Annotated in this window: 7 protein-coding genes, 3 tRNA genes and 3 rRNA genes; 10 read left to right on the top strand and 3 right to left on the bottom strand. The window is 65.2% G+C overall.

Going from position 1 to position 21,285, the window contains the following annotated elements; all coding sequences use genetic code 11:
* On the bottom strand, positions 1-593 hold a 593-nt coding region (locus tag RX333_RS03910), incomplete at its 3' end, for a DEAD/DEAH box helicase (protein ID WP_316013601.1).
* 216 nt (positions 594-809) lie between these two features.
* Here RX333_RS03910 and clpB point away from each other — a divergent pair.
* From clpB to RX333_RS03865, 9 genes are all read left to right on the top strand, one after another.
* Entirely contained in the window at positions 810-3,410 is a 2,601-nt protein-coding gene (gene clpB / locus RX333_RS03905) for an ATP-dependent chaperone ClpB (protein WP_316013600.1), read from the top strand.
* A gap of 548 nt (positions 3,411-3,958) precedes the next feature.
* Positions 3,959-5,425, top strand: a 16S ribosomal RNA gene (locus RX333_RS03900).
* Between the two features lie 251 nt (positions 5,426-5,676).
* A tRNA-Ile gene (locus RX333_RS03895) sits at positions 5,677-5,753 on the top strand.
* Between the two features lie 129 nt (positions 5,754-5,882).
* Positions 5,883-5,958, top strand: a tRNA-Ala gene (locus tag RX333_RS03890).
* 695 nt (positions 5,959-6,653) lie between these two features.
* Positions 6,654-9,481, top strand: a 23S ribosomal RNA gene (locus RX333_RS03885).
* Positions 9,482-9,782: 301 nt separating this feature from the next.
* Positions 9,783-9,897, top strand: a 5S ribosomal RNA gene (gene rrf / locus RX333_RS03880).
* The 16S, 23S and 5S rRNA genes sit together here with 3 tRNA genes alongside, the layout of an rRNA operon.
* A 47-nt stretch (positions 9,898-9,944) precedes the next feature.
* A tRNA-Met gene (locus tag RX333_RS03875) sits at positions 9,945-10,021 on the top strand.
* 342 nt (positions 10,022-10,363) lie between these two features.
* A complete protein-coding gene (locus tag RX333_RS03870; protein ID WP_316013599.1) occupies positions 10,364-12,451 on the top strand; it encodes a hypothetical protein in 2,088 nt (695 codons plus the stop codon).
* Positions 12,436-17,064: a hypothetical protein gene (locus RX333_RS03865; RefSeq protein ID WP_316013598.1), complete on the top strand. Its 4,629-nt coding sequence runs from the start codon at positions 12,436-12,438 to the stop codon at positions 17,062-17,064. The genes RX333_RS03870 and RX333_RS03865 overlap by 16 nt, the downstream gene beginning before the upstream one ends.
* Here RX333_RS03865 and RX333_RS03860 read toward each other — a convergent pair.
* A complete protein-coding gene (locus RX333_RS03860) occupies positions 17,061-18,380 on the bottom strand; it encodes a hypothetical protein (RefSeq protein ID WP_316013597.1) in 1,320 nt (439 codons plus the stop codon). The genes RX333_RS03865 and RX333_RS03860 overlap by 4 nt on opposite strands.
* Entirely contained in the window at positions 18,373-19,458 is a 1,086-nt protein-coding gene (locus tag RX333_RS03855; protein WP_316013596.1) for a hypothetical protein, read from the bottom strand. Before RX333_RS03855 ends, RX333_RS03860 begins: the two co-directional genes overlap by 8 nt.
* A gap of 135 nt (positions 19,459-19,593) precedes the next feature.
* Here RX333_RS03855 and RX333_RS03850 point away from each other — a divergent pair, with 135 nt between their 5' ends.
* Complete coding sequence (locus RX333_RS03850; RefSeq protein WP_316013595.1) at positions 19,594-21,282, top strand: alpha/beta hydrolase; 1,689 nt, start codon at positions 19,594-19,596, stop codon at positions 21,280-21,282.
* The last annotated feature ends 3 nt before the right edge of the window (positions 21,283-21,285 follow it).

Below are 21,285 nucleotides of genomic sequence, written 5' to 3'. Positions count from 1 at the left end.
GCATCGGCGAAGGCGGGGCCGCGTCGGGCGGGCAGGGGGGCGTCGGCGTGCAGGGTCTCGACCGGGAAGGCGCGGCCCTCGGAGGTCAGCACCGGCGCGTCGCCCATGAGGGCCGCGACGGGGGCGGCGTCGAGCGTGGCGGACATGACGAGGATGTGCAGGTCGTCGCGCAGCGCCCCGGCCACCTCCAGCGCCAGCGCGAGGCCGAGATCGGCGTGCAGCGAGCGTTCGTGGAACTCGTCGAAGATGAGGCAGGAGATGCCCGGAAGCTCGGGGTCCGATTGCAGCATGCGGGTCAGGATGCCCTCGGTCACGACCTCGATGCGGGTGCCGGGCACGCTGTCGCCCTTCATGCGGTAGCCGACCGAGGCGCCGGGGTGTTCGCCCATCAGCTCCGCGATGCGGTGGGCGGCGGTGCGCGCGGCGATGCGGCGCGGCTCCAGCATCACGATGCGGCCGGGCAGAGCGTCGATGAGGGCGATGGGGGCGGTGGTGGTCTTGCCCGCGCCGGGCGGGGCTTGCAGCACGGCGCGGCGGTGCGTGGTCAGCGCCGCGACGAGATCGGGCAGGATCGGGGTGATGGGCAGGTCCATGCCGTCAGGGATGCCGGGTGGACGGGGAAATGTCGAGATGGCGGGCGGACGCGCGAGGCGCCGGATCGGGGCGGGCTCTTGTTCGGGCGGTTTTGCATATTATTTAAGCAGCATCGGGTGGCGGGCCGATCATGGGCGCTGCCGGGATCAAGGTCATATGTGATGTGCCTCATACGAGGGCATCGCGGACGTGGCGCTTATAGATAGGAGACTGCGATGAACTTCGAGAAGTTCACGGAACGGTCGCGCGGCTTCGTGCAGGCGGCCCAGACCATCGCTCTGCGCGAGGAACACCAGCGGTTCCTGCCCGAGCATCTGCTCAAGGCCCTGCTCGACGACGATCAGGGGCTGGCGGCGAACCTCATCACCCGCGCGGGCGGCGACGCGAAGGCCGTGCGCGGGGCCGTCGAGACCGAGCTTGGCAAGATCGCCAAGGTGTCGGGCGACGGATCGAACCTCTACATGGACGGCCAGACCGCGAAGGTGCTGGCGGAGGCGGAGAAGATCGCCGCGAAGGCCGGCGACAGCTTCGTGCCCGTCGAGCGCCTGCTGACCGCGCTCGCCGTCGTGAAGTCGAAGGCGAACGATGCGCTGAAGGCCGGGGGCGTGACCGCGCAGGGCCTCAACGAGGCGATCAACGACATCCGCAAGGGCCGCACCGCCGACAGCGCGAGCGCGGAGGACGGCTATGACGCGCTGAAGAAATACGCGCGCGACCTGACCGCCGCGGCGCGCGAGGGCAAGATCGACCCGATCATCGGGCGCGACGAGGAGATCCGCCGCACGATCCAGGTGCTCAGCCGCCGGACCAAGAACAACCCCGTCCTGATCGGGGAGCCGGGTGTCGGCAAGACGGCGATCGCCGAGGGCCTCGCCCTGCGCATCGTCAATGGCGACGTGCCCGACAGCCTGGAGGACAAGACGCTCATGGCGCTCGACATGGGCGCGCTGATCGCCGGTGCGAAATATCGCGGCGAGTTCGAGGAGCGGCTGAAATCAGTGCTGACCGAGGTGACGGAGGCCGCGGGCGGCATCGTCCTGTTCATCGACGAGATGCACACGCTGGTCGGCGGCGGCAAGGCGGATGGCGCGATGGACGCGGCCAACCTGCTGAAACCCGCGCTGGCGCGCGGCGAGCTGCACTGCGTCGGCGCGACCACGCTCGACGAATATCGCAAGCATGTGGAGAAGGACGCCGCACTCGCCCGTCGTTTCCAGCCGGTCATGGTGACGGAGCCGACGGTCGCGGACACGATCTCGATCCTGCGCGGCATCAAGGAGAAGTACGAGGTCCACCACGGCATCCGCATCACGGACCGCGCGCTGGTCGCCGCGGCGACGCTGTCGAACCGCTACATCACCGACCGCTTCCTGCCCGACAAGGCCATCGACCTGATGGACGAGGCGGCCTCGCGCCTGCGGATGGAGGCGGATTCGAAGCCCGAGGAGCTCGACGCGCTCGACCGTGACATCATGCAAAAGCAGATCGAGGCCGAGGCGCTGAAGAAGGAGGACGACGCGGCCTCGCAGGACCGGCTGGCGACGCTGGAGAAGGACCTCGCCGAATTGCAGGACCGCTCGGCCGAGCTGACCGCCCGCTGGCAGGCGGAGCGCGACCGGCTGCAGGGCAGCCGCGAGCTGAAGGAACAGCTCGACCGCGCGCGCATCGAGCTCGACACCGCCAAGCGGCGCGGCGACCTCGCCAAGGCCGGGGAGCTGAGCTACGGCGTGATCCCGGATCTGGAGAAGCGGCTGGCCGCCGCCGAGGACAGCGAGGCGGGCGACGTCATGGTCGAGGAGGCCGTGACCGACGCCCATGTCGCGGGCGTGGTCGAACGCTGGACCGGCATCCCGGTCGACAAGATGCTGGAAGGCGAGCGCGAGAAGCTCTTGAAGATGGAGGACGCCATCGGCGCCCGCGTCATCGGACAGCGCGACGCGGTCGCCGCCGTGTCGAACGCGGTGCGCCGGGCGCGCGCCGGGCTGAACGACCCGAACCGGCCGCTCGGCTCCTTCCTGTTCCTCGGGCCCACCGGGGTGGGCAAGACCGAGCTGACCAAGGCCTTGGCCGAGTACCTGTTCGACGACGACGCCGCGATGGTGCGCATCGACATGAGCGAGTTCATGGAGAAGCATGCCGTCAGCCGCCTGATCGGCGCGCCTCCGGGCTATGTCGGCTATGACGAGGGCGGGGTGCTGACCGAAGCCGTGCGCCGCCGTCCCTACCAGGTGATCCTGTTCGACGAGGTCGAGAAGGCGCACCCGGACGTGTTCAACGTGCTGCTCCAGGTGCTCGACGACGGGCGGCTGACGGACGGGCAGGGCCGGGTCGTGGACTTCAAGAACACGCTGATCGTGCTGACCTCCAACCTCGGCAGCCAGGCGCTGTCCGAAGCGGGGGGCGATGCGGACGAGGTGAAGGCGCGGGTGATGGACGCGGTGCGGGCGCATTTCCGCCCCGAGTTCCTGAACCGGCTGGACGAGATCGTGCAGTTCGATCGCCTGACCCGCGACGAGATGGACGGGATCGTGGCGATCCAGCTCCGGATCCTCGAGGCGCGGCTGGCGGCGCGCAAGATCGCGCTCGACGTCGATGCGGGCGCGATGACCTGGCTGGCCGATCGCGGCTACGACCCGGTCTACGGGGCGCGGCCGCTCAAGCGGGTGATCCAGAAGCACCTGCAGGATCCGCTGGCCGAGCTGCTGTTGTCGGGCGAGGTGCGGGACGGCGACACGATTCCCGTGACCGCCGATTCCGACGGCCTGGTGCTGGGAGACCGGCAACCGGGGCTGCGTGCGGTCGGCACCGTGCACTGACTCGGGGTCGCGGGGGCGTTTGGCCCCCGCGATTCCACCCGCGAGTCGCTCTGCGAAGGGGCCGCGCCCCGGTTCGAGGCCCGATCGCGGCGCGTTCCGAGGAAAGAAACCATGCGAAATCAGCTGCTTGCAAGTTTTCTGCCGTCGAGCGTCATTTTCGTGTAAAAAAGCGCTTGCGGGTTCCGGGTGATCCCCATAGAACCCCTTTCACCGGCGGCGGGGACGACACAGTCCACACCGACGGGGACACAGAGACAGGAACACAGGCCGAGGCGCTGGAAACAGCGGCAAGGTTTCTTGTCTCTCCGCTCTTTGAAATCGCTATCTTGATGAAGGGATATGCGGGTGGTTTGGTCGGTTATCGACTGGATTGTCTGTATATCGGCCAACTAGGGTTTCGGCCCGATGATGTTGGTGTCAGCTTCACTGTTTGGCGGCCGTTAAGGTCGATCCAAACGGTATAGTAATTCCGATGGTCCTTCGGGGCTGTCGAAATTGATGTGCAGAGGATTCTGTCAAGGACGAGCGCCTTTCGAGGTTGTTCGTTTCAACTTGAGAGTTTGATCCTGGCTCAGAACGAACGCTGGCGGCAGGCCTAACACATGCAAGTCGAGCGAGACCTTCGGGTCTAGCGGCGGACGGGTTAGTAACGCGTGGGAACGTGCCTCTCTCTACGGAATAGTCCCGGGAAACTGGGTTTAATACCGTATACGCCCTTCGGGGGAAAGATTTATCGGAGAGAGATCGGCCCGCGTTAGATTAGATAGTTGGTGGGGTAACGGCCTACCAAGTCGACGATCTATAGCTGGTTTGAGAGGATGATCAGCAACACTGGGACTGAGACACGGCCCAGACTCCTACGGGAGGCAGCAGTGGGGAATCTTAGACAATGGGCGCAAGCCTGATCTAGCCATGCCGCGTGAGTGAAGAAGGCCTTAGGGTCGTAAAGCTCTTTCGCCTGTGAAGATAATGACGGTAGCAGGTAAAGAAACCCCGGCTAACTCCGTGCCAGCAGCCGCGGTAATACGGAGGGGGTTAGCGTTGTTCGGAATTACTGGGCGTAAAGCGTACGTAGGCGGATCGTAAAGTTGGGGGTGAAATCCCGGGGCTCAACCCCGGAACTGCCTCCAAAACTGCCGATCTAGAGGTCGAGAGAGGTGAGTGGAATTCCGAGTGTAGAGGTGAAATTCGTAGATATTCGGAGGAACACCAGTGGCGAAGGCGGCTCACTGGCTCGATACTGACGCTGAGGTACGAAAGTGTGGGGAGCAAACAGGATTAGATACCCTGGTAGTCCACACCGTAAACGATGAATGCCAGTCGTCGGGCAGCTTGCTGTTCGGTGACGCAGTTAACGCATTAAGCATTCCGCCTGGGGAGTACGGTCGCAAGATTAAAACTCAAAGGAATTGACGGGGGCCCGCACAAGCGGTGGAGCATGTGGTTTAATTCGAAGCAACGCGCAGAACCTTACCATCCCTTGACATCCTGATCGCGGAACCGGAGACGGTTCTTTCAGTTCGGCTGGATCAGTGACAGGTGCTGCATGGCTGTCGTCAGCTCGTGTCGTGAGATGTTGGGTTAAGTCCCGCAACGAGCGCAACCCTCGCCGTTAGTTGCCAGCATTCAGTTGGGCACTCTAGCGGAACCGCCGGTGATAAGCCGGAGGAAGGTGGGGATGACGTCAAGTCCTCATGGCCCTTACGGGATGGGCTACACACGTGCTACAATGGCAGTGACAATGGGTTAATCCCCAAAAGCTGTCTCAGTTCGGATTGGGGTCTGCAACTCGACCCCATGAAGTTGGAATCGCTAGTAATCGCGTAACAGCATGACGCGGTGAATACGTTCCCGGGCCTTGTACACACCGCCCGTCACACCATGGGAGTTGGGTTTACCCGAAGGTGGTGCGCCAACCTGTTCGCAGGAGGCAGCCAACCACGGTAAGCTCAGCGACTGGGGTGAAGTCGTAACAAGGTAGCCCTAGGGGAACCTGGGGCTGGATCACCTCCTTTCTAAGGATGATCCCGCCAGATCGGATGTTCGCATCCGGCCTATGGGATCACTTAGCAGCGCCTCTTCCTCACGGGAGATGCACACGCAAGTGGCATAGAGCGCATATGCGGCCAGGCCGCCCTCATATCCCTTCATATCTGGAACACGGAGCTGCCGCTTCGTTTGGTGGTGACACCGGATTGCGCGTTCTCGCGGTTCATGGCTGAACCGCTGTCACGCGCTCCGCGCTTTTGCGCTGCAAAAGCGCTCTGGGTCGGTAGCTCAGGTGGTTAGAGCGCACGCCTGATAAGCGTGAGGTCGGAGGTTCAAGTCCTCCTCGACCCACCAATCATTTTTTGGCGTCGCCTCAGGTGCCACGGATGTTCTGTCCTGCGGATCGCGGGCCTTTCCCTCTCGGGATCATTTGCCTTCGGCAAATAACCCTGTCGGGAGGCCCCAAACTTGCGGGGCAAGTTTGGGGCCTTAGCTCAGCTGGGAGAGCGCCTGATTTGCATTCAGGAGGTCAGGAGTTCGATCCTCCTAGGCTCCACCAACCACTTCTTTGCGCAGCAAAGAATGTGGGCCCGGCAGCGGTTTGCGCAGCAAGCCGCGAGAGGGGGATCGCATTCATGGAATCCCGACGAAGGGCGCGTGCACCGCTAGCTTACTTTGCAGCAGAACAAACCTTAGACGGGAGACAGGTTCGCCATCCCAAGGGTCGTGGGAAAAGGATGTAGCTGCATCGAGTGCACACTTTATGTTCCAGAAACCTGATCTTCGAGCGCAGTTCGCTGCGCTGGAACGTCCGGTTGGCCTTCGGGCCGATCGAGATGGCATTCACATCGTATAGAGAGCAAAATACACGAGACGTAACGGTCTTCGGTATTGCCTGGTCCTTCGGGGCCAGGGAGCGACATCGCCCCGCGAGGGGCATGGGTCCGGATCTGCCTGCTCAGGCATCCGCGGCGCAGTCGCCGGTCCACCGCCAGTGCGTGCGGGCGGGCCGATCCAGGATACGTTACAGTCTTTCCAAGTCAAAAACACTGACCTGGATGATATGTCTGATCGCGAGATCGTTCGTATCATCCTTGGGAAGGTCTTGCGGGTCGATCGAGTTCTGGCCCGCAGGATTGAATATGTGACTTCTGATCTGGAAGATGTATGGCGCGCCGAGCAGTCGATCGACGTCCGGCCCTTAGGGGTTCGGGGGGAGAGAGGCGGCGGAGCGGTCTTTCTTCTTCCGGATTGGATCAAGCGCGAGAAGGGCGTTTGGTGGATGCCTTGGCAGTAAGAGGCGATGAAGGACGTGATACCCTGCGATAAGCTTGGGGGAGCCGGGAATAGGCTTTGATCCCAAGATCTCCGAATGGGGCAACCCACCTGACAGTTTGCTGTTGTTACCCTCGGGTACTCATCAGCGTGCTGAAACAGGTACTTAATTCCTGAATATATAGGGTTTTAAGAGCGAACCCGGGGAACTGAAACATCTAAGTACCCGGAGGAAAGGACATCAATTGAGACTCCGTTAGTAGCGGCGAGCGAACGCGGACCAGCCGAGCAGTGAGAGTGAGTGGAACCAGTTGGAAAGCTGGGCAATATGGGTGACAGCCCCGTACACGAAGCTCGATCTGACGTATTAAGTAGGGCGGGACACGTGAAATCCTGTCCGAAGATCGGGGGACCACCCTCGAAGGCTAAGTACTCCTTACTGACCGATAGCGAACCAGTACCGTGAGGGAAAGGTGAAAAGCACCCCGACGAGGGGAGTGAAACAGTACCTGAAACCGAACGCCTACAAACAGTCGGAGCACGCAAGTGTGACGGCGTACCTTTTGTATAATGGGTCAACGACTTGGTCTATCTAGCAAGCTTAAGCCGTTAGGTGTAGGCGCAGCGAAAGCGAGTCTTAATAGGGCGAATGAGTTAGATGGATCAGACCCGAAACCGAGTGATCTAGGCATGTCCAGGATGAAGGTGAGGTAACACTCACTGGAGGTCCGAACCCACACCTGTTGAAAAAGGTCGGGATGAGGTGTGCCTAGGGGTGAAAGGCCAATCAAACTCGGAGATAGCTGGTTCTCCGCGAAATCTATTTAGGTAGAGCGTCATCCGAATACCCCCGGGGGTAGAGCACTGGATGGGTAATGGGGCCCCACAGGCTTACTGATCCTAACCAAACTCCGAATACCGGGGAGTACTAGATGGCAGACACACTGCGGATGCTAAGGTCCGTAGTGGAAAGGGAAACAGCCCTGACCAACAGCTAAGGCCCCTAATTCATGGCTAAGTGGGAAAGCATGTGAGACGACCAAAACAACCAGGAAGTTGGCTTAGAAGCAGCCATCTTTTAAAGAAAGCGTAACAGCTCACTGGTCTAGACAAGTTGTCTTGCGGCGAAGATGTACCGGGGCTCAAGCCATGAGCCGAAGCTTTGGACGCACTATGTGCGTGGTAGCGGAGCGTTCCGTGACAAAGACCTGCCGACTCTTGTTCGTCTTGCGACGGGCATTGGTCGGAAGGTCGAGCTGTGAAGCCGTACCTGTGAGGGGCGGTGGAGCGATCGGAAGTGAGAATGTTGACATGAGTAGCGATAAACAGGGTGAGAGACCCTGTCGCCGAAAGTCCAAGGGTTCCTGCTTAAAGCTAATCTGAGCAGGGTGAGCCGGCCCCTAAGGCGAGGCCGAAAGGCGTAGTCGATGGGAACCAGGTTAATATTCCTGGGCCAGAGGATGGTGACGGATCGCAGGTGTAGTGAGGTCTTATCGGATTGATCTTGCTGCTGAGCGGTTCCTGGAAATAGCCCCTCGTTGGACCGTACCCGAAACCGACACAGGTGGACTGGTAGAGCATACCAAGGCGCTTGAGAGAACTGCATTGAAGGAACTCGGCAAAATGCCTCCGTAAGTTCGCGAGAAGGAGGCCCCGTTCGCAGGCAACTGTGGGCGGGGGGCACAAACTAGGGGGTGGCGACTGTTTACTAAAAACACAGGGCTCTGCGAAGTCGCAAGACGACGTATAGGGTCTGACGCCTGCCCGGTGCCGGAAGGTTAAAAGGAGAGGTGCAAGCCTTGAATTGAAGCCCCGGTAAACGGCGGCCGTAACTATAACGGTCCTAAGGTAGCGAAATTCCTTGTCGGGTAAGTTCCGACCTGCACGAATGGCGTAACGACTTCCCCGCTGTCTCCAATGCAGACTCAGCGAAATTGAATTCCCCGTGAAGATGCGGGGTTCCCGCGGTCAGACGGAAAGACCCCGTGCACCTTTACTACAGCTTCACACTGGCATTAGGTCAGGCATGTGCAGGATAGGTGGTAGGCTTTGAAACCGGGACGCCAGTCTCGGTGGAGCCTCCCTTGAGATACCACCCTTGCCTCGCTTGATGTCTAACCGCGGTCCGTTATCCGGATCCGGGACCCTGTGTGGCGGGTAGTTTGACTGGGGCGGTCGCCTCCTAAAGAGTAACGGAGGCGCGCGATGGTGGGCTCAGGTTGGTCGGAAATCAACCGTCGAGTGCAATGGCAGAAGCCCGCCTGACTGCAAGACTGACAAGTCGAGCAGAGTCGAAAGACGGCCATAGTGATCCGGTGGTCCCGAGTGGAAGGGCCATCGCTCAACGGATAAAAGGTACGCCGGGGATAACAGGCTGATACTGCCCAAGAGTCCATATCGACGGCAGTGTTTGGCACCTCGATGTCGGCTCATCACATCCTGGGGCTGGAGCAGGTCCCAAGGGTTCGGCTGTTCGCCGATTAAAGTGGTACGTGAGCTGGGTTTAGAACGTCGTGAGACAGTTCGGTCCCTATCTGCCGTGGGTGTAGGAGACTTGAGAGGAGCTGCCCCTAGTACGAGAGGACCGGGGTGGACGTTCCACTGGTGGACCAGTTGTCCTGCCAAGGGCAGTGCTGGGTAGCTATGAACGGACAGGATAACCGCTGAAGGCATCTAAGCGGGAAGCCCCCCTCGAAACAAGGTCTCCCCATCAGGGCCGTGGAAGACCACCACGTCGATAGGCCGGAGATGTAAGTGCAGCAATGCACTCAGTTGACCGGTACTAATCGCCCGATTGGCTTGATCCAATCCGGAAGAAGGAAGATCGGATCGATTGCAACGCAATCGTATCCAGTGCGGCAGGGTATTCGCCGAAAGGCGAATGTCCCGAGAGGCACCCGGTGCAAATGAAGCACCCGCCTCAAGCACATCACTTCAGTCGGATCAGTAAGTCACACACAAACACAGTGAAAAAAGAAAGACAGTCTCGTGTATGCGACAGTGCACCCAGGCTAAAACCGGGTGCCTCTCACGGCTTTTGCACGCAAAAGCCGCTGTCGCACTTGCGATGTCTGCCCAGCAGACACCGCATATGCAGGGTTTACCCGGTTTGGTGGTCACAGCGTGAGCGAAACACCCGATCCCATCCCGAACTCGGCCGTTAAGCGCCACTGCGCCGATGGTACTGCGTCTCAAGACGTGGGAGAGTAGGTCACCGCCAAACCTGATAAACCCTGCAAAAAGCTCTCATACGACAATATGCAAAACCACCGCGGGGTGGAGCAGCCCGGTAGCTCGTCAGGCTCATAACCTGAAGGTCGTAGGTTCAAATCCTACCCCCGCAACCAGTCCCTTCACGATCGTAGTTCCCGAAGCCCCTACGGGTTTATCGGCGGCTCGACCCGCATCCACGCTGGCGGTGAGGCGGCGGGTGCGTTCATACCGTCCTGCAGATCTGTGGATATGGATCGTGCGTCCTTCATCGCGCGGCCTTGCCCAAATGAGCGGCGTGCGTCGGACCGTATCGGACATTGGTGTATGACGGCAGTTCGTGAGGGAGAATCCCGATCGAACAGGCGCCAAGGCTTTCATTCCCTGCGTTTTGGACGGGCATCGGCCATACCCCACCCGGTGTATGGTCCCGCATTCCAAGACCCCGAAAATAGACGCGGTTCCCGATGGAGGTCGCGTTGCAAGTCATTTCGGACAGAGTCTCGGTCGCAGCCGTCCTGCTGCTGACGGTCCTTCCCATCACAGCCGTCGCTCAGGACGCGCCGAGCGCACAAGTGGCGGCGCAGAACGCGCTCGCGATCCGGGAGGAGGCCGAACGGCTTCTCGCGCTCACGCCGTCACTCGACGATGTGCTCGACGCGGCCGACTACGACGCGGCGGCCATCGTCGATCATGTCCGCGACGGGATTGCCTACAGGGCCTATGACGGCGTGCTTCAGGGGGTCGACGGGACGATCGCGGCGGGCTCCGGCAATTCGTGGGATCAGGCGATCACATTGTCGGCGATGCTGAGCGAGGCGGGCTATGATGCTTACGTGGCCTACGGCACACCGCCCGACGGCATGACGTGGCCATCCGTGGATCCGACGCCTCCGGACGCGAGAGCCGCCGCTCTCTTCGGGCCGCAATTCGTCGGTTCTGTCGACGAGACCTCGGCGCATCTTCTGGGTGTCATCGACCGATCGGGGGCCTCCCTCAGCGCTACGGGGGGCGGAGAAAGCAGCTATGCTTGGGTGCAGTTCCGCGAAACGAGCGCGGAACCCTATCGCGACGTGCACCCGGTCTTCGGCCAGCATGCAACTCCCGAGGTGGACATCCTCGCGCTGGCGGATGGAACGGTGCCGCCGGAACTGGTGCACAGGATATCCTTCCGACCGGTCATCGTGATCGAGCAGGGGGGCGATTTTTCGCGGCGCGTCGTGGGCGATGTGATCGAAGGGGCGGCGGCGAACTTCCGGCTCGACGACGTGACGATCACCTTCAATTCGATGGCCGCGCTCGGTGTCGCGCTGGATCCGCCTGCCGATGCGCAGGACGCCGCTGCGGCGGCCGAGATGCTTGCGGCTGCCGATGCGTTCGAGGCGGGCTGGAACGACGGGCCGTGGCCCGGCTCTCAGATCTTCAACCTGCGCGGTCAGATCCTGGATGCGGAGACCGCCGCCTCGGCGATGGCGCCGCTGTTCGAGACGGTCGCGGAGGATGCGGGGCGCGCCGCCGAGGCCCTCGCGGCTTTGGGCGTGGACGAGGGGGCGGACGTGCCGGAGGTGTTGCCGCGCCTCGCGGGGGCCGGGATCGAGATCACGGTCGTGGCACCGGGGGCCGAGCCCATCATTCTGGAGCGGTGGTTTCTCAACCCCGACCTGCCCTTCGACGCCGAGGCGAACGGGCTGGACGACCTCACGCAGGTCATGTCGCTGGGAATCGTGCCGGGGCTGATCACGCCCGACGAGGCGGAAGCGACCGCCTATGTCGATACGGCCCGGTTGCTGGAGGCCTATGCCGGCCTCGCCGCCGGGGCGTCGGATGCCGATCGCCTGCAGTCCCTGCCGATCTGGGAGGCCGCGGGAGAGACGCGGCTGATGTCGCGCGCGGGGGTGCGGCTCGACATGGCGGCACGTCTCGCGGGCGGTCAGGCGGAGCGGTCGGGCCCGCTCATGATCGCGCGCTGGGACCGGACGCGTTTGGACGAGGCGGGCCTGATCGTGGGGCAGCGGGTAATCTTCGACGTTCTCCATAACCCCTCCCGCGGGGTTGCCGAACAGGTCCTGCGGCGCGGTGTCTCCGAAACGCTGGCGGAGGCGAGCCTGGCACCGGGCGAGAACGTCGCGTTCCGCTCCGGTGCCGCGGTGAACCTGGCCGGAACGCCGGACTTGCGGCTCGTTTCGCCAGAGGAGATCGACGGGATCGCGCCGATCGCCCGAAATGCGATCCGGCGTGATCTGGAGAGCGGTCATCTGGTCTTGCTGAACGCCGCCATGCCCGACGATCCCCATTGGTGGCGCGTGGATCCGCGAACGGGCGAGACGCTCGGCCGCTCCGGCGCGGGGTACGGGTCGCAGTTGACGGAATATGTCGTGATGCTGACCGTGCCGGTGCAGTTGGCGAAATTCGTCAAGAGCGCGATGGATTGCAGTGCGAAACATGGGCGGTCGAACACCAATGCGGCGATCTATTGCCGGTTCTGCGCCGCCGCCGGGCTGATCGCGGGGCTCGCGATGCGCGACCCGGTCGGGCTGTCCAACGATATCGCATGTTTCTTCAATTGAACCGGTCGATCCTCGCCGCGACGCTGCTTCTCGCGACGGTGGTGGAGGCGCAGGAGCAGACGACCATCGTCGGCTCCGGCAGGGTGGGGATCGGCGCGCCGGAAGCCGGGTCGGTCTTGCGGATCGAAGCGCCGGAAAGCCTTCCGCGGGTCGGTGTGAAGATCCTGCGCGAGGGGCAGGAAACCGACGCGCCGGCGGAAGAACTGGTCCGGGTTCTGCTCGAGCCCGGTGACAGGCCACTGCATCATCTGTTGGGAGAGGGCGATCAGGTGGAGATCGTCGTCATACCGCAAGGCGAGACGGTGGTCGCGTGGGGAATCGATGCGCCGCCGGGGGTTCCCGTCGCGGGGGGCTCGTATCGAGAGCCGGTCGCCATCGGCGCGGAGGCGGCCGTGCCCCAGACCGGGCAGGAGCAATGCTGGGCACCCGAATGGCCGGGAAGCGGCCCCTGGGATGTCATCCATGTCGCCAGCGCCGGGGCATACAGCAGCCTGGCGCTGATAGATGAGGCGCAACAGCGGGTCGAAAGTCGAACCGGCAGCGGTGCGCTTCTGATCGAAAACGTGGATGTGCCGCTGCCGGTGATCTGCGCCAGCGCCGCGGTGTCCGATATGCCCGCCCGTCTCTCGATATCGCCAGCGGAGCGGATGGGGGAAGGGGCGGAGCCGGACAGTTTGACGGCGCGCCCGTGGCCGAGCGGTCGGACCGAGATATTGCAGCGGGTCGGCGCAAGGGACGTCGACCTGATCGAGTTGCCCGCCGGGGGGCCTTGGTTGGTCGAGGTCGTGGGAGCGGGCGCTACGGATACCTGCGCGGTTTCCGATCGTCATGAGGAGTGCGCGCGCTCGAACGAGGTGATCCTCGGCCCGTTCGATCCGGACGGGCGGCGTCTGGTCCGGCTGTCGGGGCGCGGTGGCTTGCCGCAGGACGTGACGCTGACTTTGCGCGAAGCGGATTTCGGCGCGCCCGCGTTCGAGCCGAACTGGGAGCCCGACGATGCGGTCAGGCAGGTCGGGCGCTTCCGCGCCGAGGGGATCTTCGGCTTTTCGGGTGTCCGCGACATCGAGCGTATTCCGTTCCGGGCGGGACCGGGCAAGGAGCTGTGGCGGTTCGTCGCCTCCGGCGGCAATCTGAGCGAATTGCTGGTCGAGGGGCCGCAGGGGCCGCTGATCTCGATCCGTCCCGGCAGGGATGCGGGCGAGCGGACGGAGCTGAACGACGTTCTGCTCACGCCGGGGAATTACACGCTGACGCTGGTCGGGAACGGCGGGCTGGGCGAGTGGCGTGCCATCGGTCGTCGCGCGGGTCCCCCGCCCGAGGATGGCGAGTGGGAGCCGAACCATTCGCGGCCGCGGGTTCTGGTTCCGGGAGAGAATGTTCGGGGGGCCCTGACGCGATCCGACATCGATCGGTTCTCGTTCATGCTGCCGCGGGCCGCGCCGATCCGCCTGTCGCTGACGCCCCCGGTCGGCGCGGTCACGAACGTGACGACCACGATCGGCAACGTGCCGTCGCATCCCGACCTCTACCGGCAGCGCGTGGACGGCCCGTGGGTGGCCGAAGTCGAGCTCGAGCCGGGATATCACGAGATCGACCTGTCGCCGCAGGTCGGGTCGCCCGGAGAATACCTGCTGGGGTTCGACCTGCGGGACCCGTTCGATGCGGCTACGGCCGGCGACGTGATCGAGACAGGGCCGGTCGCCGCGCATTCGGTTCACGGCCAGCGGATCCGGCTGCCGATCGACACCGAAGGACGGACGCCGCAGGCCTGGTTCCTCGATCCCGATGCCGAGATCGCGGTGGACGGCGAGGCGATCCAGCTGCTCTTGCCGCCCGATCTCTCCACCGGACGGATGATCGGGTTCATCCACCTGGCCGGGGCCGATCGCTCGATCCGGGTCGAGGTTCCGGTCGAACTGGGTGCAGATCCGGTGAGGCCGGTCGAGACGGTCGCGCTGCCAAGGGCGATGCTGGGCGGCGTCGACGTCGCGCGGGCCGCGCTCGGGGCACGATGGGTGGCGACGGAGCAATACGAGCTCGATCCCGAAACCGGGGACGTGGCGCGGCATCATCCCTCCGGCGCGTGGAACCTCAACACGCTGATCGACGGTGCGATCGCGCAGACGCAGCCCCCCGTGACGCAATCCGCGACCCTGCTCTCCCAAAATGGCGCGGAGCCGCTGGAGCCGGTCTTGCGGCTCGGATCCGACGGGCCGGTCGCGCTGGCCGGGGTCGGGATCGCCACGCGGGATCGCAATGCAGGGGCCTTGCGCGGCTTTGCCATCGACGCGTCGTTGGATGGCGCGGACTGGCGAGAGGTGCTGCGCGCGGAGCACGACCGGTTCGGCCCGATGGCGTGGTATCCGTTCGCGGCACCCGTCGAGGCCACGTATCTGCGGCTGCGTCCCCTGCGCGACGCGCGGTCGGGCGAGACGGGAATCACGCTCAATGCCTTCTCCGCCATCTCGGTGCCGGGCGAATACGGGCGCGAGATCGCCCTGACCCAGCCGCGATCGGGTGCGCTGACCTGGCCTTTGGAGGGGGCGCATTCGTCGCGGACGGCTTTCGTCCAGGCGGAGAACGCGATCGGGTTCGATGTGGAGGCGGGGCCCCAGCCGTTCGTGGGAACCTTCGCGCGCGGTCGGCTGGCGCGGGTTACCGCCGTCGAGATCGGACCGCATGCGGAGGATGCCCGCTATCCGCTCGCGCGCAGCATGACGCTGTTTGGCAGCGAGGGGATCGCGCCGGAAACGCTCACGCCGATCGCCACCATCCCGCTCGCGACCTCGGGTTCCACGCGCGTCACCTTGCCCGAGCCGGTCGATCTGCGGACCTGGTCGCTCGCCTGGGAGGGGGAGGAGGAGATCCTGAGCGCGCCCGGCTTCGTGACGCTGCTCGGCCCGGCCGAGGAGGTGCTGGCCGCGCGGGGGGAATGGCAGGCCGGACCGGTCGAGGTGGCGACGGCCCCGCCGCCGGATCCCTGGAGCGCGCCGAGGCCGCTGACCGTCAACGGGCCCGAGGAGCACGGCGCCATTCAGCTGGGCGAGCGCAGCGACAGGTGGCGGATCGAGGGTGGCGACGGGGCGAATGCGGTCGCGATCCGGGTCCGGGCGGGGTTCGGCATCGCGCCTGCCCTCGAGGCGACGCGCGATGGCGAACCGGTTGAGCCGATCGAGACCTCCGAGCCTGCCGTCGATGGGTCCGTCGAACGGATCTACCCGCTGGAGCCGGGCGAGAATCTCGATGTCGAGGTCTCCGAGCCGAAGCGCTGGACCGTGTTCCTGATCGATATGAGCCCCTCTGTCGCGGGTTTCGCGCCCGAGATACAGGCCGGTGTCGCGCGGTTCGCCGAGACGATGGTGGAGGGCGAGGACGGCGTGGCGGCCGCGGTCATCGGGCGCGGGACGCCGGACAGCTTCGCCGAGAACCGCGACGAACTGATGGAAATGCTGATGAACCTCGGGGTCAGCGGCAATAGCGACGCGGAAACCGCGCTCGTCGATGCGGCTCGGGAACTGGAGCAGAAAGACGGGTCGCGGGCGATCGTCGTGATTACCGATGGCGATGCCGGGGCGAATGCGGGCTTGGTCGAGGAACTGGCGACGGCACGTGCCCGCGTCTTCGTCGTCAAGATCTCGTCGGGCGGCATGTGGCAGGACCCGCTCGTGTCGCAGCCGGTCACGCTGGGCTGGGCGGCCCTGACGAATGGCGAGGTCTGGCCCGTGCACTTGCCGACCGATATCGGCGATGCCTATGCGCGTGCGACCGCCCGCCTGCTCGGCCCCAAGCCCTACGCGATCTCCGCCGAGGCGCGCAGCGTCAGCAGGGGCCCCGGCCAGTTAGAGGTGCGGGCGGTCGACAGGGAGAGCGAAGCGGCGACGGAGGCAGCTCCCGCAGCGCTGCATGTCCTGCTCGATACCTCGGGCTCCATGCTCGCGCGGCAGGACGACGGCGTCCGCCGCTACGTGCTGGCGCAGCAGGGGCTGATCGCCCTCGCGGGCCGGGACGACCTGCCGCCGCATCTGGGGCTGCGGGTCTTCGGCGGACCGCCCGAGAGTTGCGAGACCGAGTTGCTGGTTCCGCCCGAGGCGTCCGACCTCTCGCGATTCGAGGCGGCGGTGATGGCCGTGCGGCCTCGCAACCTCGCGCGGACGCCGATCGCCGCCGCGCTCGCCGCGACTGCGCGGGATCTGGCGGATGCGGGGCCGGGCTCGTCCATCCTGCTGCTAACCGATGGTGAGGAAACCTGTGACGGCGATCCGCTGATCGAGATCGCCCGCCTGCGCGAGGCCGGGATCGAGACGCGGGTCGACGTGGTCAGCTTCGCACTCGCCCCCGAGGTCGACCGCGCCCCGTTCGAGGCCTGGGCCGAAGCGGGCGGCGGTCGCTATATAGACGCGCAGAGCGCGGACGAGCTCGGCGCCGCGCTCGACACGGTTTCGGCGCCACGGTTCCGGGTGCTGCTGGGGGCGTTCCCGCTGATCGAGGGGGAGGTGGGCGGTCCGGCCATCACGCTTCCGGCAGGCGATTACCTGCTCGAGTGGCCCGATGGCACGTCCGAGCCGATCACGATCCGCTCGGACGAACTGCTCATCATGCCGCGCGACGGCTAGTCGCCCATCAGGCAGGCCATCACCGCGTCCTGCATCTCGCCGCCCATCAGGGCAGGGTTTTCCCTCAGCCGCGACTGGATGTCGGCCTTGGGAAGCCCGAGGGCGGTGGCCGTGGCCTGGACCGGGTCGGCTTCCTCCTGCGCCTCGCGCAGGATGACGACGAGGGCAAGGTCCTCGGTTCCGAGGGTCTCGGCCATCCGGGTCGCGACGCAGCTGCAGATCGCGGCGTCGTCGACATCCGCCAAGCAGGAGGCCTCCATCCGCGCGGTCGCGTCCTGCGCCGAGACGGCGACCGGGCCCCCGGCCTCGGCGAGCGCCAGCTCCTCCTCGCAGCCCGGTCCGAGCTCCTGCATCGCCAGGCGGGCCATCATGCCTTCCTGCTGCTCCTCGCGGGTGGAGGAGCCGACGACCTGCGCGTTCTGCACCGCATCGAGCCCGCCGGCGGTGAGGATGTAGGCGATGAATCGCCCCGCACCGTCGCTCAGATCCCGCTCGGCGATGTCCGTCTCGAACCGCGCGCGCGCGCAGGTACAGAAAGCGGCGCTTTCCCCCTGTCCGAGGCATCCGGCCTCGAGCACCGTGCCCGGCGCGGCCCCGGTCAGGTCGGACGGTCCGACGGCGGCGCGGTCCGACGTCGTGGCCCGAGGTTGTGACACCGCCGCGCGGGCGACCGCGTCGAAGCCCGCCGCCTGATCGGCGCGGGTCATCGCGGTGCAGCGCGCCTGGATCAGGGGCCGCAGATCGGCCACCAGCGACAGGGTGGGTTGCACGCCCTCGGGCCGCTCGCCGCGCAGGAAGGCGAGATAGCCGGTCCAGTCGTCGGGCGATAGCGCGGTCGCATAGGCGTGGGTTTCGCACGCACAGGCGCGCAGATTGCCCGTCGCCTCCTCGCAGAGCAGGGTCAGCTCCTCCTCCGGCGTATCCGGCTGGGGCATCGCGATCTGCGGGACGGGTGCGCCCGCGATGACGCACTCTGCCTCGAAATCGTCGAGATTGGGGGCCATGCCGCCCATGTCGGTCAGGGCCTGCTCGACCGCGATCGCCGTGGTCTGGTCGCCCATGAAGGCCGTGAGGGCGGCCTCGCGGACGTTCTCCTCCCCGATCTCGGCGCGGTAACCCTCGACCCAAGCCTCGCGGATGGAAGGCGCGCGCGCGATGCCGATGGCGGCCCGACCGGCCACGCAGGTGCAGTCGACATTGGGACGGCCCAGATCCTCGCAGGCCTGCGCGATCTCGGGCACGCCTTGGGCGAAAGCGGGCGCGGCGGTGGTCAGGGCGACAAACAATCCGATGGCGAGGCGGCGCAGATCAGTCATCGAGCATCCCGCGTGCGCGGGCCTCCTCTTCCATGATGCGGAATACCTGCCCCATATCAATGCGCTCGCGCATGAGATCGAAGAGCCCGCATTCGCGGAAAGCCTCGAAATTCATGGCGATATCGTCATCCGACAGGCCGCCCGACATCATCTCCTCGTAGCGCTCGGACACTTCGGGATCCATGACCAGCGAGACGTAGTCGAGATCGGGATCCGCCTCGACGGCATCGGCCAGGCCGCCCTGCACGATGGAGGTCCGGGCCAGGATGTCGAGCCGGTCGGCCGCGTCGAACCGGTCGTACATGCAGGCGGCGGCGTCGCGCTCAGGCGAGGACCAGTCCTGCTGGCGGTAGAGCTGTGCGAAGTCCGGGCCGACCCGCCGGAACAGCTCGGCATTCGCGCCATCCGCTATCTCGGCCAGACGCTCGTATTCGTCGAGGAAATGCGCGCGGGACATGTCGGTCATCCGGGCGATCCGCGCTTCGACGTCGGGATCGGCGGGAGGCGGGGCGGACGGGGCCTGCGTGTCGTCCTGCGTCTCCAACGGCTCCTGTGCCGGATCCTCGGCGGCCTGCGCATCGGCGGAATAGAACTCGACGGGCTCGCCCGCATCGGCCGCCGCGCGCACGAGGCACTGGACGAAACGATGGAAATAGACCTCCGCGCCGTCGCCATTGCCGTCGATCTGGACGGCGGTGTCGAAGACGACGGTGGACAGGCCGGTTCGCAGCTTGGGCTGACCCCAGGGGCCTTCCTCGACCATGCTCGCGAAGTTCTCGTCCGAAAGGATCATCTCGATCGGACCGACCACGGCGTCGTTGCGGCTGATGTTGACCGTGACGATCTCCGCATCCTCGGGGTTCATGATGTTGCCCTCGGTATCGCGGGGCAAGACGCGGGAATAGGTGACGCGGAGAGTGTCGCCCACCGGCCGGTACTCGGTGTCGTTGAAGAACTCCCATCCGGTGGAGGGCGCAAGGACGAGATCGTCCATCGTCGTGCAGGGCCATGCCGCGCCGGCGGTCAGGGTCATCGCGGTCGCGAACAGGGCGCCTGTCGGGCGAAGTCGGGTGGGCATCGGCATCTCCTCCTGAAGGACGGTCCGGGCAGTTGAATTGCAGGAATTTGCAGCGCAGACTGTCGGTTAGGGCATTCAGGACCCAGCAGGCCGCAATCGGACGACGGGCGAAATACACCAGTTGAGGTAAACCTGATGGAGCATCCGCGATCGCCGCGGCGCGAACTCGTCGACAGATTGTGGGACGTGGCCGGGCAGGTCGAGGAATTCGAGGATCTCGTGGCCGCCTGGGATGCTTACGAGGCGACGCATCATGCACGCGGCACGCTCGACACCATCGGCGCCGATCCGCAGCTGATGCAGGAATTCGCCCGTGCGGCGATGGTGGTCGACGAGGGTGAGGCGCAGGACACGCAGGCCGCACTCGACCGATTCCTCGCCGCGCTGATCGATCCGGGGCTGATCATGGACGAGGACGGTTCCGTTCTGTCCGTCGATCCGAGATTGATCGAAGGTCTCGCGGATGACGAGGCCGCCGCGGCGGTCGACGCGCTGGCGGCCGGTTTCGCGGCCAGCCTGCGGGACGCGCCGGACGGGCAGGGGCGAAGCAGGCTGGTGCGCCTGCCTTTCAGGCCGGGATCGTCGAAGGTGCTGTTCCTCGCGGAACAGGTCGAGCTTGGGGCGTCCCCGCGATGGGTGCTGCGGCGGGCGACGATTCCGTGGACCGCATCGCGCGGGAGGGTGCTCGTCGGCTCCTTCGCGTTGACGGAGACCGAGCTGGAGATCGTCGAGCATCTCTATTCCGGTCTCGATGCCACAGGCGTCGCGGCGGCGCGCGACCGGTCCGTCCATACGACGCGAACCCAGATCAAGACGATCCTCTCCAAGGTCGGCGCGTCGGATCAGAGAGAGCTGTTCCGCATCGTGAGCGCGACGATGCGGACCGGCGACGACACATTTCGCGGTGCCGGCGGTCTGTCACGACGCTCGACCCGCGCGGGATACTCCACCCATGTGCTCGACGTCGGGCAGGGGCGGAAGGTGGAGCTGTGCCGCTACGGTGCGGAGGGGGGCGTACCGGTCTTCTTCATCCAGCCCACCACGCTGCCCACGCCCGAGCCGGAACTGGCGAGGCTGGCAGAGCGCGCCGGTCTCGACATCGTGTCGCCGTGGCGTCCGGGCTCTGGGCGCAGTACGGACCGCGCCGCCGCGGACGGACCGCATGAGTTGAGCGAGGATTACCTCGCCTGCATCGACCAGCTCGGCCTCGACGGGATCGTGGTCGCCGGTCACTGTTCGGGCGGGCTCTACGCCGTTGCACTGGCCGCGCGGCTGGGGCGCAGGGCGCGCGGGCTGCTGACCGTCGATACGGGGGCGCCGCTGCTCGGCCTCGACGATATCCGGCGGATGCAAGCGACGCCCCGGCGCACATTTCTGGGCATGCGCTACGCCCCGGGCGTGATGCTCGCCCCGCACAAGATGGTGGCCCGCCGCTTCTTCTCGGGGCCGGAGGGTGAGGCGCGGGTGATCGACTATTTCTACGACTCCTGCCCGCAGGAAAGTGCGCGCGTCGCCTCCGATCCGCGCTATCGCGCGCTGACGCGGGACAATATCGCCTATTCGCTCGAAAACCCGGAGCGGCTGGTGGCGGACGTCCAGCGCTGGGCCGAGGATTGGACGCCCCTCGCCGAACGCCTGCCGCCCGATCTGCCGAAGCGGGCGCTGCTCGGGGCGCTCAACGGCCTGTTCCGGGTGCCCGCGCTGGAACGCTGGGCGCAGCTTCACGGCTGGACGACCGATATCGTGGAGGACGAGGGCCAGCTGCTGATCTATGGCCGCCCGGCGCGACTGATCGATGCGCTGGTAGCCGTGGCGGGCGGGTAGCGG

The organism is Roseobacter sp. HKCCA0434, assembly GCF_032464675.1.
Classification (GTDB): domain Bacteria; phylum Pseudomonadota; class Alphaproteobacteria; order Rhodobacterales; family Rhodobacteraceae; genus Pontivivens.
This window is presented reverse-complemented; position numbering and strand designations above follow the sequence as displayed.